Origin of the sequence: Bacillus sp. 1780r2a1 (genome assembly GCA_024134725.1) — a bacterium.
In the GTDB taxonomy this organism is placed as follows: Bacteria; Bacillota; Bacilli; order Bacillales; family Bacillaceae_H; genus Priestia; species Priestia aryabhattai_A.
Window position 1 is genome coordinate 2,255,812 of sequence record CP099863.1, and the last position, 26,341, is coordinate 2,282,152.

General features: G+C 38.8%; 26 protein-coding genes. 5 read left to right on the forward strand and 21 right to left on the reverse strand.

What is annotated here, in order from left to right:
• The 8 genes from NIZ91_11405 to NIZ91_11440 form a co-directional block, all read right to left on the reverse strand.
• On the reverse strand, positions 1-1,923 hold the full coding sequence (locus NIZ91_11405) for a hypothetical protein (protein USY53365.1): 1,923 nt from the start codon (positions 1,921-1,923) through the stop codon (positions 1-3).
• Entirely contained in the window at positions 1,924-2,559 is a 636-nt protein-coding gene (locus tag NIZ91_11410) for a hypothetical protein (protein ID USY53366.1), read from the reverse strand.
• A 295-nt stretch (positions 2,560-2,854) separates the two neighbouring features.
• Positions 2,855-3,556, reverse strand: a complete 702-nt coding sequence (locus NIZ91_11415; protein USY53367.1) for a hypothetical protein — start codon at positions 3,554-3,556, stop codon at positions 2,855-2,857.
• A gap of 43 nt (positions 3,557-3,599) precedes the next feature.
• Entirely contained in the window at positions 3,600-4,301 is a 702-nt protein-coding gene (locus NIZ91_11420; protein ID USY53368.1) for a hypothetical protein, read from the reverse strand.
• Between the two features lie 43 nt (positions 4,302-4,344).
• Positions 4,345-5,046 (reverse strand): hypothetical protein, encoded by a 702-nt coding sequence (locus NIZ91_11425; GenBank protein ID USY53369.1) that lies wholly within the window; start codon positions 5,044-5,046, stop codon positions 4,345-4,347.
• Positions 5,047-5,650: 604 nt separating this feature from the next.
• The gene (locus tag NIZ91_11430; GenBank protein ID USY53370.1) at positions 5,651-6,313 is read right to left on the reverse strand and encodes a hypothetical protein; all 663 of its coding nucleotides are present in this window, start codon (positions 6,311-6,313) and stop codon (positions 5,651-5,653) included.
• A 22-nt stretch (positions 6,314-6,335) separates the two neighbouring features.
• Positions 6,336-7,604, reverse strand: coding sequence for a hypothetical protein (locus tag NIZ91_11435; GenBank protein USY53371.1), 1,269 nt, complete (start codon positions 7,602-7,604; stop codon positions 6,336-6,338).
• Between the two features lie 93 nt (positions 7,605-7,697).
• The gene (locus tag NIZ91_11440; GenBank protein ID USY53372.1) at positions 7,698-8,582 is read right to left on the reverse strand and encodes an AraC family transcriptional regulator; all 885 of its coding nucleotides are present in this window, start codon (positions 8,580-8,582) and stop codon (positions 7,698-7,700) included.
• A gap of 107 nt (positions 8,583-8,689) precedes the next feature.
• On the opposite strand from NIZ91_11440, the gene NIZ91_11445 reads away from it, so the two are divergent.
• A complete protein-coding gene (locus NIZ91_11445) occupies positions 8,690-9,634 on the forward strand; it encodes an EamA family transporter (GenBank protein USY53373.1) in 945 nt (314 codons plus the stop codon).
• Positions 9,635-9,663: 29 nt separating this feature from the next.
• Here the strand turns inward: NIZ91_11445 and NIZ91_11450 are convergent, their stop codons facing one another.
• The 3 genes from NIZ91_11450 to NIZ91_11460 all read right to left on the reverse strand — a co-directional run bounded on the left by NIZ91_11450 (position 9,664) and on the right by NIZ91_11460 (position 12,978).
• Positions 9,664-11,355, reverse strand: coding sequence for a hypothetical protein (locus NIZ91_11450; protein ID USY53374.1), 1,692 nt, complete (start codon positions 11,353-11,355; stop codon positions 9,664-9,666).
• Between the two features lie 107 nt (positions 11,356-11,462).
• Positions 11,463-12,020, reverse strand: coding sequence for a hypothetical protein (locus NIZ91_11455; protein ID USY53375.1), 558 nt, complete (start codon positions 12,018-12,020; stop codon positions 11,463-11,465).
• 85 nt (positions 12,021-12,105) lie between these two features.
• Positions 12,106-12,978, reverse strand: a complete 873-nt coding sequence (locus NIZ91_11460; GenBank protein USY53376.1) for a LysR family transcriptional regulator — start codon at positions 12,976-12,978, stop codon at positions 12,106-12,108.
• Positions 12,979-13,170: 192 nt separating this feature from the next.
• Here NIZ91_11460 and NIZ91_11465 point away from each other — a divergent pair, with 192 nt between their 5' ends.
• Positions 13,171-14,388 (forward strand): MFS transporter, encoded by a 1,218-nt coding sequence (locus NIZ91_11465; GenBank protein ID USY53377.1) that lies wholly within the window; start codon positions 13,171-13,173, stop codon positions 14,386-14,388.
• 214 nt (positions 14,389-14,602) lie between these two features.
• Here NIZ91_11465 and NIZ91_11470 read toward each other — a convergent pair whose 3' ends face one another.
• The 3 genes from NIZ91_11470 to NIZ91_11480 form a co-directional block, all read right to left on the reverse strand.
• Positions 14,603-15,097: a hypothetical protein gene (locus NIZ91_11470; GenBank protein USY53378.1), complete on the reverse strand. Its 495-nt coding sequence runs from the start codon at positions 15,095-15,097 to the stop codon at positions 14,603-14,605.
• 109 nt (positions 15,098-15,206) lie between these two features.
• The gene (locus NIZ91_11475) at positions 15,207-15,677 is read right to left on the reverse strand and encodes a DUF523 domain-containing protein (protein USY53379.1); all 471 of its coding nucleotides are present in this window, start codon (positions 15,675-15,677) and stop codon (positions 15,207-15,209) included.
• Between the two features lie 75 nt (positions 15,678-15,752).
• Entirely contained in the window at positions 15,753-16,859 is a 1,107-nt protein-coding gene (locus NIZ91_11480) for a threonine synthase (protein ID USY53380.1), read from the reverse strand.
• 123 nt (positions 16,860-16,982) lie between these two features.
• On the opposite strand from NIZ91_11480, the gene NIZ91_11485 reads away from it, so the two are divergent.
• Together NIZ91_11485 and NIZ91_11490 are read left to right on the forward strand one after the other, a co-directional pair.
• A complete protein-coding gene (locus NIZ91_11485; protein ID USY53381.1) occupies positions 16,983-19,097 on the forward strand; it encodes a GDYXXLXY domain-containing protein in 2,115 nt (704 codons plus the stop codon).
• 419 nt (positions 19,098-19,516) lie between these two features.
• Positions 19,517-19,606 (forward strand): DUF6366 family protein, encoded by a 90-nt coding sequence (locus NIZ91_11490; GenBank protein USY53382.1) that lies wholly within the window; start codon positions 19,517-19,519, stop codon positions 19,604-19,606.
• Positions 19,607-19,727: 121 nt separating this feature from the next.
• Here NIZ91_11490 and NIZ91_11495 read toward each other — a convergent pair whose 3' ends face one another.
• A complete protein-coding gene (locus NIZ91_11495; GenBank protein ID USY53383.1) occupies positions 19,728-20,093 on the reverse strand; it encodes a MerR family transcriptional regulator in 366 nt (121 codons plus the stop codon).
• 106 nt (positions 20,094-20,199) lie between these two features.
• On the opposite strand from NIZ91_11495, the gene NIZ91_11500 reads away from it, so the two are divergent.
• The gene (locus NIZ91_11500) at positions 20,200-20,955 is read left to right on the forward strand and encodes an SDR family NAD(P)-dependent oxidoreductase (protein ID USY53384.1); all 756 of its coding nucleotides are present in this window, start codon (positions 20,200-20,202) and stop codon (positions 20,953-20,955) included.
• A gap of 49 nt (positions 20,956-21,004) precedes the next feature.
• Here NIZ91_11500 and anmK read toward each other — a convergent pair whose 3' ends face one another.
• The 6 genes from anmK to NIZ91_11530 form a co-directional block, all read right to left on the reverse strand.
• Positions 21,005-22,156, reverse strand: coding sequence for an anhydro-N-acetylmuramic acid kinase AnmK (anmK, locus tag NIZ91_11505; protein USY53385.1), 1,152 nt, complete (start codon positions 22,154-22,156; stop codon positions 21,005-21,007).
• 15 nt (positions 22,157-22,171) lie between these two features.
• Entirely contained in the window at positions 22,172-22,915 is a 744-nt protein-coding gene (locus tag NIZ91_11510) for a GntR family transcriptional regulator (GenBank protein ID USY53386.1), read from the reverse strand.
• A 70-nt stretch (positions 22,916-22,985) separates the two neighbouring features.
• Entirely contained in the window at positions 22,986-23,849 is an 864-nt protein-coding gene (locus tag NIZ91_11515; protein USY53387.1) for a MurR/RpiR family transcriptional regulator, read from the reverse strand.
• A gap of 14 nt (positions 23,850-23,863) precedes the next feature.
• Positions 23,864-24,769: an ATPase gene (locus NIZ91_11520; protein USY53388.1), complete on the reverse strand. Its 906-nt coding sequence runs from the start codon at positions 24,767-24,769 to the stop codon at positions 23,864-23,866.
• Positions 24,770-24,853: 84 nt separating this feature from the next.
• Entirely contained in the window at positions 24,854-25,939 is a 1,086-nt protein-coding gene (locus NIZ91_11525) for a DUF871 domain-containing protein (protein USY53389.1), read from the reverse strand.
• A 32-nt stretch (positions 25,940-25,971) separates the two neighbouring features.
• A complete protein-coding gene (locus NIZ91_11530; protein USY53390.1) occupies positions 25,972-26,301 on the reverse strand; it encodes a PTS lactose/cellobiose transporter subunit IIA in 330 nt (109 codons plus the stop codon).
• Between the last annotated feature and the right edge of the window lie 40 nt (positions 26,302-26,341).

Genomic DNA, 26,341 nt, shown 5'->3' on the forward strand with positions numbered 1-26,341 from the left:
TTATCCTCCAGGCACATAGTTAAATAGAATACTAAGATCTCGGTCCTTGCTGAAAAGCTGTTCGATATTGGACTTTGCTGACTCTAAAAAGTCTTCGTTATCCGTCAAGCTTTTAGTTAAACCTTCCATCAAGTGAGAAATATCCATGCCGCTTAAACCGTTAAACTGTTCAGTTACTTCTACTTTATCAATTTGCACAGGTGAAAAGTAAGGTAAAAACACGTGCTTTCGTAAAAGCGGAAGCTGACCGCACGGGTTCGTTTCAATATTACGGATATCGCTAAGCACCTTTTGCTTTTGGTTTTCATAATCATCAATAATATGCTCTTGAAACCTTTCAGCAATTTTAGTGATATACGTTTTCTTTTTCTGAAGTTCCTGCTGTCCTTCTTGGTACATGCGCACCGCAGCCGAAATATTAACTTTAATTTCTTGGTTTCCACCAGTCATCAGCACCAAATCATTACCTAAATATCCTTGATTTTTAGAAGCACCTAGCGCATTTAACATCTCGACGATTCCGTGACTTGCAATAATTTCTTCCATAACTGACCCTAGCTCTTCATGTAATCGCTTAGCGCTTGCTTGCATATTTTGCACTTCATGATAAATAGCAATAGCCGCATCCACATCACCAGCCATTACGTTAAACCCGCTGGCCATAGCTGCTTGCCCCGCATATGGACTGTACTTGGTACCTTTCATCATTTCTTCTGACATCTTGCGGTTCTCGTCGATGCTATTAATTTTTTCTTTAATGATTTTTAATGACTTTTCAATGTTCGCAAGCTCTTCCACTGCGACTTGCTTCTGTGCGTTTGTAATATAGCCTGCGTTTTTCAATTCACCAAAAATCACATCTGCATTCGACGTGATGTTCGTAACCTTTTCAAGCAAAGGCGGCACTTTTTTATTGACGTCTGAAATCATGTCATCAAGGTCTTTGCTGAAATACGTGCCAACAGCAGCTCCTACTCCGTCGTTCATAATTTTATCAACGACGTCCATATTCACACCCGTTAAGTCTTCAATCCCTTGATTGTTTCCACCGTTCTGAAATCCTTCTGCATAAACTAATGCAAAATCTTGTAAGCTTTTAACCTCTGAATCTGGAATTTTGTCAATAATGGCTTTTAGACCTGGCTTGTCAGGATTCGTATCAATCATGGTGACATCACCCAATGTGAAAAAACCTCGAATATTTGCCAGGGCGTTCAATGGATCATCAGAAGAAATAACCTGGTGAATCACCGTACCTTTTTCTTTATAATACGCTTCTGCGAAAGTTTTAAGTTCGTCTTGAGGCAGAGAGTAGATGGCTTTAGAATCTGCTAAACTTATGTTGAATTTTTCTTTCACTGCTTCTCTAAACTCAAAATCTCTTTGGTAGAGTTGAAAATATGTTGACTGCGCACCGTTGACGCTATAAATTTCGTCAAAGTTTTCAGTTAGCAATTGTGACACAGTGTTATTATTGTGAGCTAATGAATGTGATAAGCCAATGGTACTAGAAATATCTTCTATTGATTCCTTTTTTTTAAACTCTTTCTGTGCTTCCTTTACAAAGATTTCCGTACTCTTTGCTTGGCTAGTGTCTATCCCAGCCTGCATTGCTCGTAGGTTATACAGCCAATCGTCAGTGTCCGTTGTCCCTTGAGATACTACGTACATTTCGTTTACGTCCTGCTCTTTGGAATAGATGTGTATAGCCGTTCCATCGTATGAAGAATTATTATATTTATTTACTCGATCAAATTCAGAAGAGCGCACAACGCTTATTTCACCTTTTAAGGGTTTACCTGTTTCTTCAATATAAATCCGCTGTACTTCTCGGACAAACTCTTCTTTACTTATATCCTTGTAACCTAAGTCTGTAATTCTTAACCATAGTTCATTTGTTTTTACAAGTTGGTTATCACTCATTTATTGTTCACTTTCTTTCTTCTTTGAAAATTCAACTGAGGAAATTAACTTATATGCACGCTTTTTAAACTCTTTCTCGTCAGGACCACATGACTTTGGATTATCCATACAGCTTCCAGTATAAATAATCTCTACTCCCCCCCAGCCTTCCTTAGGATGGATGTAGGCACCGTAACCATATAAAACACCATTTTTCTTCGTAAATGGAGCTACGTACGTCACTTTTTCTTTGCCATCAATTCGGTCAAACTTCATCTCTTCACCTATGTTATTTGTTAAGAACTCTTTAGCGTATTCAATTCCCGTTTCATCATTGAGTAGATTTTTTGTATACTGAATGCTAAGTTGCGCTTCCGCTTTATCATCATACAGAAGACCTACCAGAAAAGATTCACCATTGTTACCATCTCGTGTATAACCAATCCCATCGATCTCTCCACCAGTTGGAAACAACATTTCATATACACCCGTTTTGGATTCAAGCGTGTAGTATCCTTTTTCCGTTTCTTTTGTCGACTTGATCATTTCTCGCGTAAATTCATCTTGAAGGGCTCTTGTATTTGGCAATTCCTCCACGGCCACTTCGCTCGGCTTCTGTTCTACTGGTTTTGTTTCGTTTGATTGTTCGTCACTCATTTGACACCCTCCTATGACAAAGCTACTGAGAAGTAAGGCTACAATTCCCTTTCGTTTTATGAACATCTGGTGCCTCCTACTTTCTTTCTATGTATACATTCTTCTATTATAGAAAAACTTGGTTAGTTTTTACATTGGGCTTTTTACTTAAAAATGGATTTTTTTAGGTTTTTGGAACTATCATCATTTAATTCTTACAGAGTAAATTTACTTATGTATTCTAACTAATTTTCTTTTTATTTGGTTCTTACTCATCTTCATTTTGATTGAATTGTGCTAGTTCGAGTACTATCATTTATTGTTTAACCTCCTTTTTGTTTAAGAATTCAACCGAGGAAATTAACTTATACGCACGCTTTTTAAATGTTTCTTCTTGTGGATCACATGGCTTTGTTTTATCCGTACAACGTGTTGAGTATATAATTTGCACACCTCCCCATCCTTCATTAGGATGAATATAAGCACCATACCCATATGAGCCAAACTCTTTTGTCTTGAACGGTGCTACGTACGCCACTTTTCCTTTTCCATCAATTCGGTCAAACGTCATGTTTTCACCTATATTATTCGTTAAAAACTCTTTAGCATATTCAATGCCAGTTTCGTCATTCGATAAAACGTTTGTATACTTAATCCTAAGCTCTGCTTCCTCTTTGTCATCATACATAATACCAGCTAAAAATGTTTCATTACTTTCACCTTTTCGCGTATAACCAATGCCATCAATTCCTCCACCAGTTGGAAACAACATTTCATACACACCGGTTTTGGATTCAAGCGTGTAATATCCTTTTTCCGTTTCTTTTGTCGATTTAATCATTTCTCGTGTAAATTCATCTTGAAGGGCTCTGGTATTTGGCAATTCCTCTGTCGCCACTTCGCTTGGCTTTTGGTCTAGGGACTTTGTTTCAATTGATTGTTCGTCACTCATTTGACAGCCGCCTACGACAAGACTACTGAGAAGTACGAGTATGATTCGTTTTCGTTTTATGAGCATTTGGTGCCTCCTGATTTTATGTTTGTGTAATAACGTGTAACACTTATTTTTTAGCCTCATTTTTGTTTAAGAATTTTACTGAGGAAATCAACTTGTACGCACGCTTTTTAAACTCTTCCTCTTCAGGACCACATGACTTAGGATCATCCATACAACTTCCAGTATAAATAATCTCTACTCCTCCCCATCCTTCATCTGGATGAATGTAAGCACCATAACCATACGAACCTGTTTCCTTTTTCTTAAACGGCGCTACATATGTAACTTTTCCTTTTCCATCAATTCGATTAAAGGTCATGTCTTCACCTATACTATTCGTTAGGAGTTCTTTGGCATATCCAATTCCCGTTTCATCATTCGATAGAACCGTTGTATACCTAACGCTAAGCTGTGCTTCTGTTTTATCGTTATACAGAATACCAGCTAAAAACGCCTCACTGCTTTCACTCTTTCGCGTATAACCAATGCCATCGATTTCTCCACCAGTTGGAAACAACATTTCATACACACCGGTTTTGGATTCAAGCGTGTAGTATCCTTTTTCCGTTTCTTTTGTCGACTTGATCATTTCTCGCGTAAATTCATCTTGAAGGGCTCTGGTATTTGGCAATTCCTCTGTCGCCACTTCTCTTGGCTTTTGGTCTAGGGACTTTGTTTTCTTTGATTGTTCGTCACTCATTTGACAGCCGCCTACGAATAGGCTACTGAGAAGTACGAGTATGATTCGTTTTCGTTTTATGAGCATTTGGTGCCTCCTGATTTTATGTTTGTGTAATAACGTGTAACACTTATTTTTTAGCCTCATTTTTGTTTAAGAATTTTACTGAGGAAATCAACTTGTACGCACGCTTTTTAAACGTTTCTTCTTGTGGATCACATGGCTTTGTCTTGTCTGTACAACTTGTTGAGTAAATAATTTCCAATCCCCTCCAACCTTTATCAGGATGAACGTATGCACCATAACCATACGAACCAGTTTCCTTCATCTTAAAAGGCGCTATGTACATTACCTTTCCTTTTACATCAATTCGTTCAAACGTCATGTCTTCACCTATGTTTTTTGTTAAGAATCTTTTGGCGTATTCAATATCTGTTTCGTCATTTGATAGAATTGTATTATAATTAATTCTAAGTTCTGCTGACGATTTATCCTCATACAAAATACCGGCTAAGAATGACTCACTACTTTCACCATTTTGCTTATAACCAATCCCATCGATTCCCCCACCAGCCGGAAACAACATCTCATACTCCCCCGTTTTGGATTCAAGCGTGTAGTATCCTTTTTCCGTTTCTTTTGTCGACTTGATCATTTCTCGCGTAAATTCATCTTGAAGGGCTCTGGCATTTGGCAATTCCTCTATCGCCACTTCGCTTGGCTTTTGGTCTAGCGGCTTTGTTTTCCTTGATTGTTCGTCACTCATTTGACAGCCGCCTACGAATAGGCTACTGAGAAGTAAGGCTACAATTCCTTTTCCTTTTATGAACATTTGGTGCCTCCTTTTTTTCGTTCCATACATACATTGTTCTATTATAGAAAAACTTGGTTAGTTTTTACATTAGGCTTTTTACTTAAAAATGGATTTTTTCAGTCTTTTAGAACTACTTGGGTAAGGGGGATTACAGTGATTATTTTCTTAATTTTTTTACATGAAAATAAGCCCATTTACATTGTAAATGAGCTGCTTTGGATATGATTGGTCTACATCTTAGCAGTCTTTATCGTTCTGTTTGAAGGAATTATCCTAAAACTTCAGCTTACAAAATGTTTCTAAATGCATTGGGGTCTTCTATAAAGGGACAGTATGCACAGGTGTTAAAAGAGAATAGCTTTTTTTGAAGAAGCGTCTAGTTTTTCATAAAATCGTTTGGCTTCTTAATAACTTGTTGAATAGTCATCCGCTCCATGTATGATAAAAACGGGCATTTCAATCTTGGGTGCTAATAAAGAGACATCTGATTTTGCGATTGCTCCTGATAAAGCAAAAATCCCTTTTGGTATATTAACACGTTCTTTACAAGGATCTTCGCTCCCCTTACTTTTGTATAAATCATCATTAGAAGTGACAGAACGTGAAAGCCTTGTTTTTATGCCTACTTCTTAAATTCCACAGATGAAAGTACTTTTTCAACTTTCTTCATGACTTCTTGATTGCTAGGGCTACAGGGACTGAAAGACTCTCTACACTCTGTTGTGTAGATAAATTCAATTCCTCCCACATCTCTACTCGTGTCGTATATGTATGCGCCATATCCATAATAACCATTTTCTGATTGAAAAGGAGCTAAATAGAACGTATTACCATTTTTCTCAATATTTTTAAATTCATCTTCAATACCTAAATTTTTCTTAAGAAATTTCTGTGCATATTGAATGCCCGTTTCGTCGTTAGATTGTTTTTGATTAAATTGTACTTTGATTCTTGCCTGAGTTTTATCTTCATATAACACTCCAGCCATAAAAGCTTCATTTACACCTTGATTGTTAGTATAACTGCCGCTACTAATTTCCCCACCAGCCGGAAACAACATCTCATACTCACCCGTTTTGGATTCAAGCGTATAGTATCCTTTTTCCGTTTCCTGTGCGGATTTCAGCATGCTGCGCGTAAATTCATCTTGGAGTGCTCTTGCTTTTATTTGTTCTTCTGTTGTCGCTTCCGGTTGTGTTTCTTCCTGTTCGTTTACGCTTTGACAAGCTGTGAGGCTCAACGTTACTATCAGTAAAGCGGTGAATCTTTTTAAATTTAAACGCATTGTATATCCTTACCTCCTGTTGTTACAGATCATCAAGTGAAACGACTTCTCCAGTTATAGCATTTACAGCGTAATGGCAGTCTAGCTTTCCGCAAAGAACGTACCTTCCTTGTTTGCGGTCATAAACATAACATGGCGTCAGTATCATGAAGTCGCGAAGCTTCTTTAAGGCTTGTTGTTTCGTTATTATAACTTTATCCGCTGCTCTAAATGCTAAATATAAGTCAATAAAAGACTTATTGTCCATATAGTTTAAGACTTCATATGTATTAGAATGAATAAATAGTTTAAGTTGTCTTTTAAACACCTGTTCAGCTTCATGCTTTGCTTGTAGTTTTGCAAGCAAATAGCCCTCAGAGCGGCTTAGAGATTGTAAAACCCATTTCCCAGAATCGCTGCTATATACTTGTGCCAAAAATTGCTGAACCGCTACCACACTGTTTTTAATCTCTTTCTCCGTTATTTTTCTTAAATCAGGATGCGGTTCTTGATTTTCTATTTGATTCTGTGAAAGACTCTCTGTTGCGTTTATTTCTTTACGCTGAAACGCTTTATCAATAGCGTGGCTCCATTCAATTATTTTATGAACGTCAACATGTGATCTTTCATCTTCGACTAATTGAAACGGTATCAGCGACAAATCGCGATTTCGTATGTATACTTCTTCAATTGCATAAGCAGGCGTCATTTTTTCCGTCTCCATATTTGGAAATTCAGCTAACTTTAGCTGCTCAGCCACAATGTGCTTCACTTGCGGTAGAGTAAGCTCATATTTTTTTGTTTCAACCGGCTCTTTCTTTGAAAAGTCTCCATTGATTGAGAAAAATATTAAATTCCCCGCTTTATCTACTTCAACTTCAATAGATCCAGATGGCGATACGGAAACACCGTTTAGAATTTTTTTAAAGCAAATCCTCATGTCTTCACACTTATGAAATATAAAATGAGTGCCTTCTTGAAGCTCCGTTTCACTTTCAATCCAACGAGCAATAGCATGACGGTCTTCAATCCTAAATTTGACACCCTCAGCATAAGAAATCCCGCTAACAAAAATGACGCTTGTAAACTGGCCTGTATGAAGGTTGACTTCGACAACAGCTGTCCCGTCAGGATTAAGGTCTTCATCTAACAAGTCTTTTTCATAATTCGGAAACCATTCCATTGAAAGTGTATAGATGGTGTCTCCTAGAATAGTAGCACTGCGCCTAACGTCTGAACGATATAAATAGTAGTCTTGCAAGCCCAATTTTTCTTTTGTATGTTGAATGAGTTCATTTATTCTTGATTTCATTTGATTCTCCTTATCTCATTCCATAGTTTGGTAGATTTACCCACTATGATAAGGGAGAAACGCATTTTTTACAATTATTTTCCACAAACACTTTTAGAGCTTCCCTTTCCGATAAGCAAGTGGCGTCGTTCCCATCATTTTTTTAAACTGATCAATAAAGTAGCTGGTGCTGTTAAATCCCACTTCAAAGGCTACGTCCGTAATGCTTTTTTCCTCTTGCTTTAAGAGCAGAATACTTTTTTGAATGCGATACTTCATCACGTACTGAAGCGGCGTAACGTCTAGCATCCGTTTAAAATAGCGGCAGCACTCAGATCGGCTTATTTGACCGGATGCTGCAATATCATCGAGAGTAATTTTTTCGCTATAGTTCATATGCACCCACGTCAACATGGCTTTTATGCGCTGATTTTTCACTTCTTCTGTGTACACGTATTGCTTCTGAAAAGCGTGAACCAAGAGCTGTTTCCAAACCTTAATAAGATTAGCCGTAATCTCAATTTCAAACAGCGGTTCTTTCGTTTGCACAAGCTTGCGAATGACAAATAAAGCTTGTTGAATAGCTCTGCTCCACTCTTTGTTTCCATCAATCAATACATACGATAAATTGGTGGATTGAACGTAAGGCAAAACGTAAGTTGTATAGAGCTCTTGAGGTAAAAAAAGATGCGGAAGCACGTTTAAACAAATATACACGCAGCCCGTTTTCTTGAGATCTTCTGCCATATGCAAGCAGCCGCTGTTAATAAAGAGTCCATCCCCGCTACGCAGCTTAATTTTTTCTTCGTTCACTTGAAAAACCGCTTCTCCTTTTAAAACGTAGATGAGCTGAATTTCATCGTGCCAGTGAAGCGGAATGTAACCGCTGGCGTGTTCTAGTATTGTCGTCTCATAGCAAGCAATCGGCAGCGCTCCCGTGTAGTGCTTCGTTAGCTCTTTTAAGTTTTGTTCATTGATTAAAAACTGCTTAAACTTCATAGCCCACCTCAATATTTTTATATTTTTAAGCTCGATTTGAATATAAATACGCGTTTTTTCTCTTTATGATTATACTATCATGATATTTTGTAAAGGTAGGAAATCAAATGAAATCTAATCGACGTGCTGGCTTATTATTCGTGATTGTGGGCGCAACGTTTTGGGGAATTGGAGGAACAGTAACAAAAAAGCTGTTTCAAGACTATGAAATTGACGTCAACTGGCTAGTGACCACGCGTTTATTACTAGCCGGATTGCTGCTTTTACTTTTAAGCTGCTTTGGTAAAAATCGCCGGGAAGTCCTTTTCATTTGGAAAGAAAAGCAGACGGCTCTTCAGCTCGTCACTTATAGCATATTGGGCATGCTTGGCGTGCAGTATACGTATATGGCAGCTATTCATCATGGAAATGCAGCCGTCGCAACGCTGCTTCAATATTTAGCACCCGTCATTATTATTGTATACTTGCTGTTTCGAAGACAAATGCGTTTTACTAGACAAGACGGAACGATCCTTTTATTAGCTTTAACCGGATGCTTCTTCCTTCTTACAAACGGGTCGCTCTCAACGCTTTCTGTGCCCTATCTAGCCATCGTATGGGGACTGCTTTCTGCGGTATGCTCCGCTTTTTATACGCTGTATGCAGTTCGGCTTCTTAAACGATTTGACTCTTTGGTTGTTGTTGGATGGTCAATGGTGGTTGGCGGAGTTGCGCTTAGCTTTATTCGAGCGCCTTGGGAAGCTCATTTTGATACATTTACGTTTGCTGCGTACGGCTACTTGCTCTTTGTCATCATCTTTGGAACGATGCTGGCGTTTTGGCTGTATATTAAAAGCTTAGATAGCCTCCCTCCAAAAGAAACAAGTTTGCTAGGAAGTCTGGAGCCTCTTGCTGCTGTATTGACAACGGTCTTTTGGCTTCAGCAGCCGTTTGGGTTCTTTCAGTGGCTGGGAGCTGCTTGTATCTTTGGCGTTGTTTTTTTACTTACGCTTCAAAAAGCTCCTAAAGCAAAAACGCTTGAACAAGAAAATCCCCCTCTCAAAATCTCTTAAATGATGAGAGGAGGATCTTTCTCTATAGTTTATTCAACTGGTGTTTGAACGTCTTTGGTGGTTTCAATACTTTTAATTTTAAGCTTATCTTCACCTTTTAGCTCCAAGCGATAGATTCGATTCTTTACAAACTTCGTACTGGCATCATACGAATCAGTAAACGTGTACTCTTCTGTTGCATACACCGAATACTTACCTTCACCCGTCTTTTCAACTTTACTAACAAGCAGTTGATCATTGGCAAACGACACGTTTTTTCCAGCTAAAGACGTAATATACGCTTCTAAATCACTATACACTTGCGCATCTTCATCGATATAAGGTGCCATTCCGCTAAAGTCGCCGCTGTTTAAGCTTGAAAAATAAGCGGCTTTATAAGACCCTACAAAGTTGTGAATCTCTGTTTCACTCACGTCTTTTACAGGCTTTGGTTCATTTTCTGCTGATTGCTTATCTTTTGCCTCTGCTTTTTCTGTCATAGCTGGTGCAGTATTATCATCCGTAACCCCGCGGCCAAAGCTCATATACACAACAAAAATGAGCACGATTACAAGAACTGCCCCTACGAAAAAGGGAAACGTTCGCTTTGTTTTTTGCTGCTTTTCCAGAACCGGATAGTCGGCTGTAGCTGGAACGCTTAGCTTTTCTTCTTTCACTTGCAAACTAGCAAAATAAGAAGGAAGAGAAGCAGCTGACATAGGTTCCGGCCCGGTAAGCATTTGTACTTCTTTAGCAACTTCAATAAATTCAGCAATAGCTGAGCTTCGGTAAAGATCTGCTACTTGGTCGAATGCTTCAATTTCTTTTCCGTGAAAAAACGTTCGCGAAGCGTCCATAAATGATGATAACCATTTATAGTGAGAATCCATTTCTTCGACGTAGGTTACTCTCTCGATTTGTTTTTGTAGCTGTTGTTGAGAACGCTCGCTATCGTCTATTATTTCATTAATTTCTTTTTCAATAGCCCGCAGCGCCTCGATAGCGTATGCTTTCATATCAGCTTCAAGATTCGCAAAACTGTTCTTCAAACCAGGTAAGTCGATTTCTATGAGCTGTTTATTTGCGACGATAAGACGACGAAGACTTTCATTGTACTCGTGCTGCTTCGTACGAAAACCAGTTGCTGTTTGCTTTGTCACGTACTGCTTTTTTCGGAGCTGATTCCATTCTTCAAGCAGCTCACTTTCTTGCTTTTGAACAGTTAAAACATTTTCTTTTAACCCTTCACGCTTTTGATAAACATCCATAAACGCTGGCAAATATTCTGCGCACTTCGCTTCAAGATTCGCTAGCTTGTTTGTTTGACCATATGCTGACATAACATCGAAATAACGATTGAACAAGCTGGTCATGTCAGACGATGTGTTAATGTTTGTTTCAAACAGAGTTAGTATCTCTGTATGCAGTTGTTTTAACTTCTCTACTCGGCGCAAGTTTTGACTGCGCGCTTCTAGAAAAGCTGGATACTCTGTTGAAAGCAAAGTCGTCACTAAGAACTCTAAGTTAGTCATGTCATACTGCTTGCGCTCTGCTTTTACTACTTTGTAAACCGCGTTCAGCTCTTTTGAAACCTCTAATGTAAACGCTTCTTCCGTCAGTTGATGAAGCTTGTCCTTTACATTATGTAAATGGCCTGAACGCAGCGGTTCTTTTTCGTTATATAAATTCAGCCATTTTTGCAGCATCTCATAAGCTGCTTCGTTCCATTTCATTGTGCTCATGTAGTTATTCACCTGTTAATTCAATATTTTCTACTATCACTATACAGGAATTTCACGAGATTTCCAGACAAAAATAGCTATACGATAATTCGCATAGCATCTCGACATTAATATTCATAAGCTTTTAACTCTTCTTCAAATACCATTTGCATCGCGGTAAAATCATCTGGATGGGCCTTCATCGCATCATGCAGGTGGTTTAGCTCAAACTGTGAAGTAATTTCGTATTCTTTTAAATACTCATAGCTTTCAAGCTGTTCTTTAACCGCGTGCTCCTGCATCACTTTGTTCTTAGGGTATTTCTCTTGGGCAGCTTGATAAACCGCTTGCTCGACTTCTTTTTCATCTAGCGAAACAATCGGATTCGTAAGCGTAGCTGAAAAAGCAGTTGGCGTATTCTGACTATTTTCTGTTTGACCTACGAGCTTATCCTCAAGTTCAGACAGCTTCATTTTTACATGTTCAAGCTGTTTTACAGCCTGATTTTTTTCTGCGAGGACTTCTTTCTTTTCTTCTGTCAGCTCAGTAACCTCTTCTTCTAGCAGTGAAATTTTTTGATAACTCGTAATAATAAGTGCAGAACAAAATAAAAAGACAATCGTTAGCGCAAGCATCAGCGCAAGAAACCACCATTTTTTATAAAGAGGTATTGGAACTGTTGACATGTAAAATCCCTCCTTTATAGCTTGGCACACTCTTTTAATACCCATGTATATGCGTAAAGAAGGGATTTTATTTATTGATAGACGGCTAAAACGTTTTTAATACAAACTCTTTGAAGTTCTGCACGGCTGGTGAAATATATCTTCCTTCAACCCAAGCTAGACCTATAAGACGTTCACATTTTGGATAGCGAATAGGAATTTTCACGATATGACTTTGATCTACTCCTTTTAAATCTGGCAAAATTGATACGCCAAGACCCGCAGCAACAAGACCCGCAACCGTGTCAGCTTCTTCTCCTTCAAAAGTTACATGAGGATTCACGCCCACTTCATGTAGACACTGTTCAACTGTGACGCGTAGACTAAATCCTTTTTTCAAATGAATAAACTGCTCTTCTACTAGCTCTTCAATCGTAATAGCTTCTTTTTTAGCAAAAGCATGGTTCGTCGGCACAATCGCAAATAACTCTTCTCTCCAAAGCTCTTTCCATACTACAGGTTCTTTAATACCCATGGGAGAGATTAAGCAAATGTCTAACTCTCCTTTCTCCAGCTGTTCTAGTAGAATGTGCGTTGGGCTCTGTCGAAGTGAAAAGTTGACTTTGGGATACTTCCTTCGGAACTCCACAAGCAAATCGGGTATAAGGTTGATACTCAGCGTATGTAGAAAACCTAGAGAAACCTGTCCTTGTTCAGGGTCAAGTAAATGCTGAATTTCTTGCTTTCCTTTCTCAAATTCGTTCATCATATTTGTAACGCTTTTTAATAGAATTTCACCGTACTGATTTAAGCGAATAGATCGCCCTTGTCGTTCAAAGAGCGAAACACCGATTTCTTCTTCAAACCGAGCTAGCGACCTGCTTAAAGCAGGTTGTGTAATCGAAAGCTCCTTGGCTGCTTTTGTCATATGCTGTAAGCGTGCTAAAGTCTGGAAATATTCAAACTGCTGCCATTCCAACTCGTTTGCCACCTCTCCCACTCATTACATAAATGCATCAAAATCATGATAACTATGCATTATACATTATATATCAGAAGTGATAGGATATACAGGAGAGAAATTCTCCTATAGCTATAGAAACGAAATTAATAATCAAAAGGATGGATAAAATATGTGTGGAGAATATGATCATGAACAAGTGATGACAGTATGAACTATATTAAGCAGGGAACAAAAACGTTTCGCAAAACGAGCTTTGCATTTTTTGCAGCCGGCTTCAATACTTTTGCCATTCTTTATTGCGCTCAGCCCTTAATGGTAACGTTTACAAACGAATTTGATATTTCACCGACTATCGCAAGCTTGTCGCTATCCATCACAACTATTACCCTCGCCATCAGTATGCTTGTCTTTGGTTCTCTTTCTGAAGTATGGGGCCGAAAATCTGTGATGGTTTATTCAATGTTTGCTGCTTCTGCACTTTGCATTTTAACAGCTTTTAGTCCTAATTTTTATGTGTTACTAGTATTTCGTGCACTCGTTGGAATTGCTTTAGCAGGCTTACCGGCCGTTGCAATGGCTTATCTTGGCGAAGAGATTGAAAGAAAAAGCTTAGGTGCAGCCATGGGCTTATACATTAGCGGAAACGCCATTGGAGCCGTAGCGGGGCGTGTCATTTCAGGAGTTGTCAACGACGCAGCAGGCTGGCATTTCTCCATTGGATTAATTGGCATTATTAGCTTAATTGCTACGGTTCTTTTTTGGCGCAGCCTCCCTCATTCTACACACTTTACACCGCGTAGCCTCAATGTCGTCAGCTTAGGAAAGTCACTAATTGATCACTTAAAAGACCCTGGCTTACTCTTTTTATTTTGCATTGGCTTTTTACTATTAGGAAGCAATGTTGCTTTGTTCAATTACATTGGCTACGTGCTAACCGCTAGGCCTTACGGACTCAGCGAATCCGTTATCAGCTGGATTTTTATTATCATGATGATTGGAACATTCAGTTCAATTTGGAACGGAAAGCTCATTGATCACCACGGTAAACAGCCAATTCTGCTGATTAATCTACTCGTTGCGTTTGCAGGTGTCTGCCTTACTTTAGAGAGCCACTTACTATTAAAAATTATCGGCATCGGCCTCTTTACTTTTGGCTTTTTCGGCGCTCATTCCATCGCTAGCAGCTGGGTAGGACAGCGAGCCCTGCGCAACAAAGCACAAGCCTCATCTTTATATTTATTTTTATACTATACGGGGTCAAGCGTTGGCGGGACCTTAGGCGGAATATTCTGGTCCCACTACGGCTGGCACGGAGTCATCGGAATGATTGGCGGATTTTTACTGACCGCTGGACTATTAACCGCTTGCTTATCAAAAGTAAACGTCAAATCGTCTGTGCTTGTAAAAGCAAATGAAAGCTATTAGAGAAGGTGCTATAAACAGTAAAAAGCTCTGTCATAGTGATTCACAGAGCTTTTTTCGTTTGCTATGGTTTCATATAAGAAAATTAAATTTCTTTGAGAAAGCTTAGTGCTTTGTAAAGTGACTACCCTCTTTTCCGCTTCACACCTCAGATAATAAAAGTATCGAACGATTTCATAATCACTTTTTATGCAATAAAGTAGCGGATTTTTCCTCTTTACTCAAACCACTTGTCACCGTCCGAAATCCACTTGTTTTGATGCAAGTCCAAGCAAAGGTCGTGGTCGTGGAAGCTAAAGTAACTTGGAAGCTTAATAGAAGAACCACCCGCTTCTAACCAACAGCTATAAAACCAGCTTGCAATAGCCTTATGTTCTGCTTCTTCAACCTCTTCGTTCTCCTCATAAAACTCCCAAAATGCGTCTTCTTCCTCTTCCGATAGATAATTGTAGTTTACTTCTTCACTAATCGTAAAGCTTCCAGCAAACTCATCGCTTCTGCACTCTTCTCCAAACACTTCATTTGCATCACGGTCCATCGAAAACATCGTAATGGACAAATCCAATACCTGTGGAAAAGCAGTAAAGTCGAGCAGATCGATTTCTGAATGGAAGGTAAATTGAGTCACCTTCCTTAGCTCATTCACAACTGACTGTGAATACTTTTCAAGCTCACGCTGGATGTGAGAAGCGTGCTGTTCACTTGTATACATAGAGAAACACCTACTTTTTTCATGATATTGAATATTCTACCATAATAAAGAAAGCATGTAACCTTTTGAAGAACTTACGATTCATTATCATGTACGTGTTTATATGAATTTAAACAGGACTCTTTTCAACTATTGCTTTGTACTCTTCTTCTGAAAACACTTCAATGGAATGTCTTCTTAACAAAGCTGTTGTCACTCCCATTCCTACAACTTGTGTCCCTTGAAACGCGCCGTTGTAGATTATCGAACTTCCGCATGAAGGGCTGCTTTCTTTTAACACCACGACAGTTGCGTTTAGCTCTTTTACTATTTTAAGCGTTTGGTAAGCTCCTTTTATATATAAACTCGTCACGTCCCTACCCGACTTTTCAATTACGCTCGCCGTTCCGTTTAACACATCTTCACCGCTTCCTCCAACAATTTCAGCTGGTTCGCGCGGCGTGGTAAAACCTCCTAAAAGCTCTGGACAGACAGGAACGGCTTTTTTCGCGTGAATCAACGATTGTATGACTGACTGTTCACAAGACGTACCGTTATACCGCACCGGCATTCCTGCTAGGCATGAGCTGACTAAAATCATCTGTCTTCCTCCAATTCTTTCAATCTCGTTCTAGAGTTTGTTCTTTTTTCTATTCAGCTTAAAATCTTTTATTCCTTACGTCACTTTAATCCCCGCTCCGCAAAGCGGAATCACGACTTTTTCTGCTGATTCACAATCATATCGCAAATACCCAGCATAATTCGCAGCTGTCGTTGGCTCAACGTAAAATCCTTTTTCAGCAAGCAACGTTCTTGCTTTTTGAATATCTTGTTCACTTACACTAATAACGTCTCCACCTGTATCTCGAATAGCTGATAAAATTTGCTTAGAGCGAGCAGGAGCCGCAATAGCGATTCCTTCTGCTAAAGTAGGCTGTCCTGAGATTGGAGTGGCTGCTTTTTCTCCTCTGTTAAATGCTTGGTGAATTGGAGAACAGTTTTTGGCTTGTACAGCGACAATTTTAGGCACTTTTTCTATCAATCCGTTCTCTTTTAGCTCGTTAAACCCATAGTATGCACCTAGAAGCAGCGTTCCGTTTCCAACCGGCACAATGAGTGTGTCTGGCGCTCCGTTTAGCTGCTCCCAAATTTCGTACGCATATGTTTTAGTACCTTCATAGAAATAGGGATTATACACATGGCTTGCGTAGAATTTCCCTTCATCGTGAACTGCCTGCTGAGCAGCTGCAGCAACATCTTCTCTCGTTCCGCTTACTTCTCGTATACGCGCTCCGTGAGCTTTTATTTGCGCCACCTTTTTTGGAGACGTACTACTTGAAAGAAAAATATCACAGGCAATGCCGGCTCTTTGGGCGTAGGCTGCAATGGCTGTTCCAGCATTTCCGCTGCTATCAGCAATGACACTTTCTACCTTTAGCTCTTTTGCTTTTGCAATCAATACCGCTGCTCCGCGATCTTTAAAAGAGAGTGTAGGCATCATGTAGTCAACTTTCATATACGTATTGGGTGCGTTTGGTTCCAAGGAAATAAGCGGCGTATTCCCTTCTCCCATCGTTACTTGCTTCCAGGTGTCTGCTGCTTTTGAAAAAGGCAGTGCATCAACATAGCGCCACATCGTTGGCAACTGATGGTGAACGCTTGTATGTTGAAAGGCTACCTTTTCTTTTAGCAAATCCAACACTCCCCCACACTTGCACTTCCATGGCATGTCCTTTACGGGGTACGTCTGATGACAATCACTGCATATGTAAGCTTCATTCATGAAAATCTCTCCTTTCATTTAACTACCTATATTATACAACAGCAGAAAAATTTCTCGCTTGTTGTCAAATTTTTCTTACCGCGCTAGTATATAGTAATATAGGCGAAAAAAAGGGGAGATTTTATGAGACAAAACCTTGTAAAGCTTGGTTATTTACTAGGTATTTCGTTACTGTTGGCAGGAATACTGTATTTCTTTGCATCAAACTGGCAAGGGTTTGACCGCTATACAAAAATCGCCTTGAGCATAGCCATGATGCTGTTATTTTATGGAAGTGGTTTTGTTGGTAGAATGCTGTTACCTCATCAAGCGTTTCTTAGTCATTGGCTACTTGTTGCTGGTTCTATTTCATTCGGTTTAAGTACTGCGCTCGTCGGCCAAATCTATAACACGCATGCGGACGCTTATTGGTTATTTTTTATTTGGTTTTTACCGACTGTCCTATTTAGTTTACTTACAAAATATCAGTCATTTTATGTTCTTTCGTTTCTTTTACTTCAGCTCACCATGTACTTTTATATTTCACCTACTGCCGTTTTCCAGCGAACAGAAAATGAAGAAATTTTTCTTTACCTTACAATGGCATTTGTGAACGCACTTATCTTTCTATTCGTAAAAAAGCAATATGTAAAGTCAACTATTGTAATGTACGCTGCTTTTATTATCATTCACTTTATCTTTTTAAGCATTTCACAGCCAAATTATACTGTGTTAAGCGTAAGCGTTTTGATTGCTTACATCGTTCTATTAATTGTGTCACTGTTTTATTTTTCAAAAGTGCAATCACATAAAGGATTGCTAGGAATTTCAATCGTTGCTGCTGCGCTGCTCGTTGTTCAGCAAGTTTTGTGGTATCTGTTTGACAACTACAGTGAACTCACCTTATTTTTGGTACTTGGATTTGTGTTTTTATTTGTTGCAGCTAGCGTTTGGTTCATTAACTGGCTTTCTCACCACACCAATGCTCAGCAAAGATCGCTGCGTGTAATTAAACAAATTATTATCATAGGAATTACGGCAATCGCTTCTATTTTAGGTAGCATATCTATCGGTGGGCTTGTAACGCTCTTTAGCGGAGAGTATTCACAAAACTTCATGATGCTGATTGGAACAGCCATTATGCTTTCGTTTTTCTTTATTAAAGCAGCTATTCCAACCGTTAAATATACCCTTTTTATGACAGGTTTTTTAATAAGTGGGGTGTCCGCATTCTTTGTATACGATGCGCTGTTTTTTATCTATCTAGCACTCTTTGTTTCACTTATGTGGTTTGCTAAACAAACATCCTTGCGCGTAGCCATCTACACGCTTGCTCAGCTGTTGATACTTATTAAACTACCAACAACTTATTACGAAGCCATTCAATTTGATTACGTTTTAATTGCGCTTATTCTGTTAAATGTCATCGTGTATTGTTTGACAGCTTCCTTACCTTTTAAAAGAAGCTCGCTTTTGCTTACGTTTATCTTTTCACTTTCCCTTATTGGAAGCGTGAATTCACCTACTTTAAACATAACCTACAGCATCTTGTTCTTTGTGTTTTCTACGGTATTTCTCTTTAAAAGCGTGCGCAGCGGTAAAAAATTTGAGTTTACGGTTTCGATGGTTTTTTGGTTTATCTTTTTAGGAACAAAGTATTATGATTACCTCTGGGACCTTCTTGATAAATCGTTCGCGCTTTTACTATTAGGTGCATTATTTGTTGCATTTAGCTATAAGTTTGACTCTGTGGAAAAGCAACAGCCTTCTTTTATCGATCAACATAAAAAAAGAATCTTATTTATCATTGCTTTACAGCTTGTGATTCTTGGGGGATTGTTTATGAAAAATGAACTACTTCTCCAAAGTGGAAAAGAAGTGAAGCTCGAGCTAGCTCCATTAGATCCGCGTTCACTTTTGCAAGGAGATTATGTGGAATTGAACTATGAGATTTCGGAAATTGAATTAGATGATGTGAAAGACGGTGAACGGATACAGCTTGTACTTCGCAAAAATGAACAAGGGATCTTTGAGTATGCAGAGCATTATAAAACTCATGACAAATGGAATTCTCCTTATCAAGCAAAGAAAGATGATGTTCTCATAACAGGTACGTACTACAGCTGGGGAATCCAGTATGGCATTGAGCATTACTTTATTCCAGAAGGAACCGGTCAAAGAGTAGAACAAGAAGCAAAACATGCTAAAATCAAGGTTGGAAAAAATGGAGATGCGATTTTAGTAGAGGTAACACCATAACCAAGAGAACCATTCCCTGCATTCATTCGGCTAGGGAATGGTTTTTTACTATTTTTTACCTATTGTGTTAAAATAGTCTATAAAAAGGTGTGAAGTTAATGAGTATCAATACGTATTTAATAAGGTGTTCCTTCATGATTATGCTGATATTTGGCGGTACGTTAATAATTCGCTACGCAAAAACGAACGAAGTGCTGTTGGATTCACTCTTAGCATTTAGTATGGGCGTTCTTTTTCTGATTAGCGCACTTATTTGGCGAAAAAGATGATAAAAAAGCATAGCTAATAAAGGGTAACCTCTTCTTACTCAGCTAGATATTAGATAATTAGGATGAAGCTTTTCATATAGTAAAAAGATATATAATGGAGGTGTATACATAGAGACTCGTAATAAAACTCCCGAAGATGACTAAGAAAGGATGCGTCAAACTGAAATAAAGCAGAATCCGACTGGAAACCTGCGAGACGCTATGCACCGTGCAGAAACCGGAGCTGTAGGCACTGATTGAAAAAGCACAGGAACTCTACTCCTTAGTTTGTTTATTGGATCCTTTATAGCCGCAATTATTCTTAACTAATCTCCATTGAAAAACAACGAATATACATGCTAGAAAACGTGTAGAGACGTCTCTACACGTTTTGCGTTGCTAGCACCTTTTTATAAGTTGATATTTTATGAGTTAACATCTCTTCTGTAGCAATTAAGGTTTGGAGCTGCTCTTGGATCGAGAGGTGATGATTCTCTAAAAGTTCAAGGCGAGCCTGAGCCGTCTTCTCTCCTTCTTTAAAAAGCTCCGCGTACTGTCTTATTTTCGCAAGCGGCATTTTCGTCTCTTTAAGCTTGATCACAAACTTTAGCCACGCTACGTGGTCTGCTGTATATAACCGCTCTCCGCTTGAACTTCGATCAGGCGTAATAATTGATTCTTTCTCATAATACCGTAAAGTGTGCGCGCTGATGTTTAATTCTTCTGATACTTGGCTAATTGTGTACATATATCCGCTCCTCAAAAAAAGTATATTTACGGGTTGACTTAGAGTTAACTCTAAGCAGTATACTCTTTTTATCATTAAAAAACTAGTTATCTCAAGGAGGATTTTTATGAAATATACAGTGATTACGGGCGCAAGCTCAGGAATTGGTTACGAAGCTGCGCTTGAATTTGCAAAAAGAGGGAAGCATTTAATTATCATTGCACGTCGCCAAGACAAGCTTGAAGAATTAAAAACCGCAGTGAAAGATATAAACGCAGAAGCTGATGTTGTGGTCTATACAGCAGACCTAGCCACAGCAGAAAATGCGTATACGCTATACGAAGACTTGAAAAAGTACGAGATTGAAACATGGATTAATAACGCTGGCTTTGGTAATTTTGCATCGGTTGGTGAGCAGGACTTAAACAAAATCGGTAAAATGCTTCATTTAAACATTGAAGCATTGACCATTTTATCTTCACTGTACGTTCGCGATTATGAAAATGTAGAAGGCGCACAGCTACTCAACATTTCATCAGCTGGTGGATATAACATTGTGCCAAACGCCGTAACGTATTGTGCAACAAAGTTCTACGTAAGTGCATTTACAGAAGGCCTTGGCCAAGAACTTCAAGGAAAAGGTGCAAAAATGCAGGCAAAGGTATTAGCACCAGCCGCTACTGAAACAGAGTTTGCCGATCGTGCTCGCGGGACTAAAGGATTTAACTACAGGGGAAATGTGCCTCAGTACCACACCGCAAAAGAAATGGCAGGCTTCTTGTTAGATCTATACGATGGAGATAAAATCGTTGGAATTGTAGACGGTCAAACGTATAAATTCGAGCTTCGCAATCCCATTTTCTCCTATGCAGGAAAGCGATAAACAAACAAGCAGCTGAATGATTCAGCTGCTTTTCTATTAGCATAATTGATCAATCAACAAAAGGTACCGGCGTAATGTTGCCTAGTACAACTGGATAATTTGCGCCAGTTGCTTTTGGTGAATTGCTTGGATTCTTATGGTACGTTTCGTTCGCTAACAGCGCAAAAGCCACCGCTTCTTTTGCTTCGGATGAATAACCGATTTCCTCTTGTGTTAAAACGGCAATGCTTTCACCTACTAAACTCTTAATCATCTTCATCAGGGTAAGGTTATAGCTTCCTCCACCGCCAATAATGATTTCATCAATATCATGATTTGGTAAAATAAAACGTTGATAATGGTCAACAATTGACCTTGCTGTAAACATTGTTGCAGTTGCGATGATATCTTCACGTGGTACATCAGAGAATGCAGCCAGCAGTTTATCTACGTATTCTTTACCAAACAACTCTCTACCAGTTGATTTCGGAGGAGAGACGTTCATGTAATCATGCTCTAAGCAGTAGCCCAACATTTTTTCGTTCACTTTACCGCTCGCTGCGATTTTTCCTTCTTGATCATAAGGAATAGTAAAAAGCTGTTGGCATAGCTCATCAATAATCATATTTCCTGGTCCCGTATCAAAAGCATACATATCATCAAACAGGGCGTTTTGAGGTAAAACCGTTACGTTCCCAATTCCGCCGATATTTTGAAGCAACCTGCCTTTTTGCTTATCCCTATATAAAATGTACTCTGTGTATGGGACAAGTGGAGCTCCTTGTCCACCAGCCGCCATATCCATGGTACGGAAATTAGATATAACTGCTGTCTTCGTCTCATAAGCAATTATAGCAGGCTCTCCTATTTGAAGCGTTGAAGCTATCAAATTGTCTTCACTAAAAGGTTGATGATAAATGGTTTGGCCGTGTGAACCGATTAAATCTAGTTTTTCTAGAGGAAAGTTTGCTTTATCACACACTTTTTTTACCGCTTCAGCAAATGCATACCCTAGCTTAAAATTTAGGCTACAGATTAACTGCACATTTGATTTTTCAACTGACAAAGCAGCTTTAATCTCGCGTTCAAGCTCTTTCGAAAAAGGGTATGTGACAAAGTCAATAATAGTTAATTCTGTATTCATGCCGCTGCCTTCTACATGAATAAGCGCTGCGTCAATTCCATCTAAAGATGTTCCAGACATCAGACCAACAATATACACGTTAATCTCTCCTTTTTAAATAACCCGATCCGTGTGTAACTCTCCTATTTGTGATGATATCTTAAATCTTTCACCAGCATAAACAGAGATAACATACTCGAAAGGCTTATTGTTTGTAAGATACGTAACCGTTTTAATCAGCAGTAACGGTGCATTCTCTTTCAAATTTAGATAATTTGCTTCCTGCTCGTTTGCAAGTGTAGCTTCGACTGTTTGTTTCACATTACCAATCTTTACGTTGAAATTTTTTTCAATAAAGTTATGGAGTGAATCTTTAATATTCGCTTCGAGCGTGTAGTCCTTATAGTCAACGGGTAAAAAGACTGTTTCAAGGGCTACTGGCACGTCGTCTCCGTAGCGTATTCGCTTAATTGATATCACTTGTGAATCCTCACCCAGCGCTAAATTACGCTTAACTGATTTTGAAGGAATCATTTGCTCAATCGATAAAATATTACTGCTAGGAACTTTTCCTTGCTGCTGCATCAATGATGTAAAGCTAGTAGCCGTGACTAATTTTTGTTCAATTTTTTTATCTAATACAAATGTTCCTACTCCTCTTTCTTTTGCCAAGTACCCTTCATCCACTAATTCTTGAATTCCTTGCCTTACGGTTAATCGACTTACTGAAAATAACTCACAAAGCTTTTTCTCAGAGGGGATAGCATTTCCTGTTTTCCATTCTTTTGAAATAATTTTTTCTTTTATAATTTCTTTAATTTGATAATAGAGAGGAATAGAAGAGCTTTTATTAATCATTTGAAACTCTCCTTTTGTTACGTAGTAATGTTGTGAAATGTTGATTTCAACATTGTCAACGTACTCTTTTTTACTTTTTATGTTTTTCCGTCAATTTAGCAACCGCATCTCTAGACTGGTGTATTTCTTCAATTGTATCTTCAAAGTAATTCGATACGTATGCATAAAACAAGATATCAATTGTTAAGAATTGCGCAATCAACGACGTTGTGGCTGCGCTTCTATTCTTTGCTTCTGGTGCCCGAACGTGGTGCAGTGAAATATCAACCTTATTGGATAGTGTATTATGACCAAATCGTGAAAGTCCCACTGTCGTAATCCCCGACTCTTTCGCAATGTCTACAAGCTGGAGAACTTCTCTTGTCTCACCGCTATTTGATACGCAAAAGAATAGTGCATTTTTGTTGGATGAAGCAAGAGCTGTTGCTGTAATGTGAGAGTCTTGATGAGCACTGATGACCTTTCCAACACGTAGCCACTTGTGAGAAATATCCTCGGCAACTAACCACGAAGCTCCTACACCATATACGTAAATAACCTGCGCTTCTTTAATGATTTTGATAAGTTCTAAAATAGTTTTTTCCTGTAAGTTTAGAGCCGTTTCTTGAATGACTTGTATGGAATTGGATACAATTTTATCTTTTATGGACTCAATTGTTTCATTTGGTTCTATATCATAAAAACCTGTTTTTTTATCCGTGGAGATATGGGAAGATAATGATACTTTTAATTCGGCAAAACTTCCAATTTCAATAGAGCGACAAAGTCTGGTTACGGCTGAGCTACTTGCATCAGCATGTGCTGCCAACTCGTGAATTGTCATTCGAACGACTTGTTCTGGATGATCTAAAATATATTGTGCAACTTTCCGTTCTGATTTCGGGAGTTCGTATAATGAGCTCTCAATTCTTAATAAAACATTTACAGCATTCACTATAAATCACTTCCTTAGCTTTCTCTTTTAATCTTGCTACGCGCTAAGTAATAACCGCCTAACGTCGATGATTGGTCTTCTAATACAAATCCTACATCCAACTGATGGCTTTGAATCTCTTTTATAAATGCCTCTTGAACCATAGAGATTTTAGTTAAAATACTTCCTTTAATAGCAATTTTTATACTATCATGAAAACCGCATTTTCGGTAAACAGAAAGCGTTACTTTAGCTAAATGTTCTCCTGCCTTTAACAGTAACGTTTGTGCAAAGTGATTTCCATTTTGTGCATGCTGTACAATTAACGGAACAAAAGCTGCAATTTCTGCTTTTGACGCACTATAGATAAATTTTTTTATGTCAGCAATATTCTCATATTTCAATTGAGTTAAGATATCTTTGCTTAACAAGTTTATAGGCAAGCCTTCATCATATTCTCTAGTCATCTGAATAAATGCTTGTAAGGCAATCCAATAACCACTACCTTCATCTCCAAGAATATGTCCCCAACCACCTGAGAGATATCGAGAGCCCTGATGAATACCTACACTTACAGATCCCGTACCTGAAATAGTTAAGATTCCATCTTCGCCTTTTAGGAGTGCAGCATGTGCAATTACCCCATCGTTTACGATTTCTAGAGGAACTTTAAACACTCCTTTTAAGGTTTCCTTTATCTTTTCCTTATGTTTAAAGCCTTCATACCCAGCAAGGCCCATATAAATAAAAGCGCAGTTGCCGTGAGGTAGTACCGACAAACATTTGTTTACAGCAGCAATAATATTAGAAGTAGCTTGTTCCTCATTGATTAATAAATTTCCATACCCAGCTTCTCCCTGGCTAAGTACCTTTCCATCTAAGGTGTAAGCAACCGCCTCTGTTTTTGTGCCTCCACCATCAACCCCAATAATAAAGTCCACGTTATCTTCTCCTTTTATATAATGAAAAGCGGAAGGAAACCTCTATTTTCCCCTCCGCATCACCACAGTGAAACACATTTGATTCTATCTGATTGAGAAAGCAAACTTCCCCCAAGGCTCTAAATAATCAAGCAAAAAGATTTCCTCTTCCACTATACGACCCACAACATTTGTTTTTCCAGAGTTCTCCATATCCTGTAGTGCAATCTGCAACTCACCTTTGTACTGGCCGTAAAGCTCGTTTTCAATTAGTAAATCGCCTCGCTTGATAGGAGGTGTATAAGTAGGTTTGAACTCTTCTGCTTTATATTTCACGCGTGACTGAGTAGAGCGAATAAGATAATCAGACACATCGCCACGGTAAAAATGCGGCTCTTCTAAAACGATTTTTTTCTCTAAGTCCGTAATCGTTTCATGCAGCTGGATAGCAAAAGTTAGCTTTTCTTTGTTAATTTCACTCAGAGCCTGTAACTCTTCTTCAGAAGCATAAGCATTGGCAATGATTACTTCATCGATAAGACCGGTAGCATATAAGTGCTTTGCTTGCGTAACAATCGGCAGTTCTCGGTGCATCTCCACCGTGCATAACCCTTCTGTCACTGGCCAAGGACCGAAAGTAGCATCATGCGAACTAATAAAAGCAGCGGTAGGAATATTATGTTCCTTAAACTGTTTGCTACATTTGACAAAGTGTTTATAGCTTAACCCTGCATAGCGGTGTGGATAAAAGTTATGCGAGCCCACTAAGTTGCTTACTTTTGGCTTGTAGGCCATAATGTTATCCAAATAGCTTGTAGCATTGCTCATAGGAATTTCAATTTTCAAATCATAGGGATTATACGTCATCATAGATTCTTCATTTCCTGTAAAACCCATGTCTAAGCGCAAGCCCCAAACACCTAACTCGTGAAAGAAGGACAAGTCATTGTAAGAAATGCCAAGCTGATTAAAAATACGAGGAGCAATGTCCACCATCACTTCCATCCCCAGCTCGTTAGCATAATCAATGCTTTCTTTAAAGCTCTTCATGACTTTCTCTTTATCCCCTTCTACTGAAAGTAAACAAGTGAAGATTTTTTTAAATCCGTACTGATGTGCCAAAGCAATGTACGCTTTATCTTTTTCTACCGTTGAATGTTCCGGATAAATGGAAATACCTAGTTTTTTCATTGCAGATTCCGCCTCTCCTGATATGCTTTTTCTTATGTACGAGATACTTTTTTGACGATTCGAATCATATGTTCAATTAACTTTTGTTCACTGATAGCCGTCATTAAGTGATCTTGAGCGTGAATCATGAGCAGCGTTTTATCTGCAGGGTTCCCATTAAGCTCTGCTTGAATAAGCTTTGTTTGCGTTTTATGCGCTAATCCTAGTTCATCTGACGCTTCTTTAATCAAACGTTCTGCATCTTCAAACTTTAGCTCTTCAGCCGCTTCAAGCGCTTCATACGCTAAGCTTCGTGCGTTTCCTGCGTGTGAGATAATCTCGAAGATTTCCATTTCGTTGTTATGGCTTAATTCTGTTGTCATTGGTGAATCCCCCTAAAGTTATCATTTTAATAGTATGAGT

Bases quoted from the DNA above. Each gene is read 5' to 3' on its own strand.
- NIZ91_11415 (USY53367.1), bottom strand. From the start codon at position 3,556: ATGCTCATAAAACGAAAACGAATCATACTCGTACTTCTCAGTAGTCTT.
- NIZ91_11410 (USY53366.1), bottom strand. From the start codon at position 2,559: ATGAGTGACGAACAATCAAACGAAACAAAACCAGTAGAACAGAAGCCG.
- NIZ91_11480 (USY53380.1), bottom strand. From the start codon at position 16,859: ATGAATGAAGCTTACATATGCAGTGATTGTCATCAGACGTACCCCGTA.
- NIZ91_11455 (USY53375.1), bottom strand. From the start codon at position 12,020: ATGTCAACAGTTCCAATACCTCTTTATAAAAAATGGTGGTTTCTTGCG.
- NIZ91_11450 (USY53374.1), bottom strand. From the start codon at position 11,355: ATGAGCACAATGAAATGGAACGAAGCAGCTTATGAGATGCTGCAAAAA.
- NIZ91_11525 (USY53389.1), bottom strand. From the start codon at position 25,939: ATGAAAAAACTAGGTATTTCCATTTATCCGGAACATTCAACGGTAGAA.
- NIZ91_11495 (USY53383.1), bottom strand. From the start codon at position 20,093: ATGTACACAATTAGCCAAGTATCAGAAGAATTAAACATCAGCGCGCAC.
- NIZ91_11405 (USY53365.1), bottom strand. From the start codon at position 1,923: ATGAGTGATAACCAACTTGTAAAAACAAATGAACTATGGTTAAGAATT.
- NIZ91_11430 (USY53370.1), bottom strand. From the start codon at position 6,313: ATGCGTTTAAATTTAAAAAGATTCACCGCTTTACTGATAGTAACGTTG.
- NIZ91_11530 (USY53390.1), bottom strand. From the start codon at position 26,301: ATGACAACAGAATTAAGCCATAACAACGAAATGGAAATCTTCGAGATT.
- NIZ91_11420 (USY53368.1), bottom strand. From the start codon at position 4,301: ATGCTCATAAAACGAAAACGAATCATACTCGTACTTCTCAGTAGCCTA.
- NIZ91_11490 (USY53382.1), top strand. From the start codon at position 19,517: ATGCGTCAAACTGAAATAAAGCAGAATCCGACTGGAAACCTGCGAGAC.
- NIZ91_11435 (USY53371.1), bottom strand. From the start codon at position 7,604: ATGAAATCAAGAATAAATGAACTCATTCAACATACAAAAGAAAAATTG.
- NIZ91_11500 (USY53384.1), top strand. From the start codon at position 20,200: ATGAAATATACAGTGATTACGGGCGCAAGCTCAGGAATTGGTTACGAA.
- NIZ91_11510 (USY53386.1), bottom strand. From the start codon at position 22,915: ATGATTAATAAAAGCTCTTCTATTCCTCTCTATTATCAAATTAAAGAA.
- NIZ91_11440 (USY53372.1), bottom strand. From the start codon at position 8,582: ATGAAGTTTAAGCAGTTTTTAATCAATGAACAAAACTTAAAAGAGCTA.
- NIZ91_11445 (USY53373.1), top strand. From the start codon at position 8,690: ATGAAATCTAATCGACGTGCTGGCTTATTATTCGTGATTGTGGGCGCA.
- NIZ91_11475 (USY53379.1), bottom strand. From the start codon at position 15,677: ATGATTTTAGTCAGCTCATGCCTAGCAGGAATGCCGGTGCGGTATAAC.
- NIZ91_11465 (USY53377.1), top strand. From the start codon at position 13,171: ATGAACTATATTAAGCAGGGAACAAAAACGTTTCGCAAAACGAGCTTT.
- NIZ91_11485 (USY53381.1), top strand. From the start codon at position 16,983: ATGAGACAAAACCTTGTAAAGCTTGGTTATTTACTAGGTATTTCGTTA.
- NIZ91_11470 (USY53378.1), bottom strand. From the start codon at position 15,097: ATGTATACAAGTGAACAGCACGCTTCTCACATCCAGCGTGAGCTTGAA.
- NIZ91_11425 (USY53369.1), bottom strand. From the start codon at position 5,046: ATGTTCATAAAAGGAAAAGGAATTGTAGCCTTACTTCTCAGTAGCCTA.